The organism is Bacillus haynesii, from assembly GCF_001969855.1.
Taxonomy (GTDB): Bacteria; Bacillota; Bacilli; order Bacillales; family Bacillaceae; genus Bacillus; species Bacillus haynesii.
This window is the reverse complement of sequence record NZ_MRBL01000072.1, coordinates 1-1485: the sequence shown is the minus strand read 5'-3', so window position 1 is coordinate 1485 and position 1485 is coordinate 1. Positions and strand designations below refer to the sequence as shown.

Genomic DNA, 1485 nt, shown 5'->3' with positions numbered 1-1485 from the left:
AATTCCATCAATACTGGAGGTTTTGTTAATGAAAAAATTAGCTGGATTATTTTTAGTGACTTCTTTAATTATTGGCGGATTTGGATATACTTTTCCAGAAAAAGCTTCTGCTGCTACACCGGAAGTGGTTCATCAAACAATTGTTGTCAAAAAAGGGGAGCCTTTTGATGGAAAAGGCAAGCGTTATGTAGCTGGTCCAGAATTAGGTGACGGCAGTCAGAAGGAGGGTCAAAAACCGATTTTCCAAGTTGACGATGGGGGATTACTTCAAAATGTGGTGCTCGGTTCACCTGCTGCTGATGGGGTACACACTTATGGAGATGCAAAAATTAAAAATGTTGTGTGGGAAGATATCGGTGAGGATGCACTTACCGTGAAAAAAGCTGGGAATGTCACAATTGATGGTGGATCTGCACGTCTTGGCTCAGATAAAATTTTTCAAATCAACGCACCTAGTACGTTTACAGTGAGAAATTTTACCGCTGATCAAGGTGGTAAGTTCATTCGTCAGCTTGGTGGCTCAACTTTCCATGTCTCAGTAATTATAGATAAATGCACTATCACAAACATGAAAGAAGCCATTTTTAGAACTGATAGTTCTACAAGTTCTGTAACAATGACAAATACAAAGTATTCAAATGTAGGAAAAAAATGGATCGGAGTGAAACATATTACTGAAAAAAGTAATACCGAATTTTGATATATAGAATGCTATCCTCTATATCAAAGGTCTTTCGATTCGAGAGACCTTTGATTAAACTTTATGATTTCTATAATGTTGCAACTTATCCTACATGGAGAATTAGCCCGGCCAAAGTCTGACCCTAAGCCAAAAACTATTATTCGGTAGCATACATTACCTCTTACGGAAGAAATAGTTACATCTACGGACAATGCCTATCCTTCAAGAAATGATTCCTTTGTAGATAAGCTGATTGACTTCTTAAAAGGTGTGGGTGTAACAAAGCTAAATTAACAGTTGCTTCAAATAAAAAAAGCGAATGACGAAGCCTGGTAAGGCATATTCCATTTAAAGGAGTGTATGACATGAGTTACAGAATACCAAAATTGAAGTAACGCATAGTAGGAGAGTTACGGAACGAAACTTAATATTTGATGACTGTGGTCAAGAGCGAGTGGGGACTAAGGCGGAATTGAGACTATTGAGGCCAAGGTGCAAACTTTAAAGGATTTCAAATTGTCCTTTGTGTAACGACACAATTATGTGTACATAAAATTTGAGATGTGCAGTCGATTTTAATGCAATATCATTTTCTGTAGAGAAAATAAACAAATCAATCTTTTGATATTTGATAGTAATAATTAAAGAAAAAATAATGAGAATGAAACACAACCAAATCTTAAAATTCAGTCATGTTCGAATAGCGTCTACAACCTATATTTAAAAAATCTTAAGAACAATAAAGATTTAAAAACAGCGTCCGTAAACGCGTCAGTCCTCTTTCAAGCAGGAGTAGCTCTTAG

General features: G+C 36.2%; 1 protein-coding gene. It reads left to right on the top strand.

The annotated features are described in order from the left end of the window. The first annotated feature begins 28 nt into the window (after positions 1-28). On the top strand, positions 29-700 hold the full coding sequence (locus tag BTA31_RS22320; RefSeq protein ID WP_076794324.1) for a pectate lyase: 672 nt from the start codon (positions 29-31) through the stop codon (positions 698-700). Positions 701-1485: the final 785 nt, after the last annotated feature.

Bases quoted from the DNA above. Each gene is read 5' to 3' on its own strand.
- BTA31_RS22320 (WP_076794324.1), top strand. From the start codon at position 29: ATGAAAAAATTAGCTGGATTATTTTTAGTGACTTCTTTAATTATTGGC.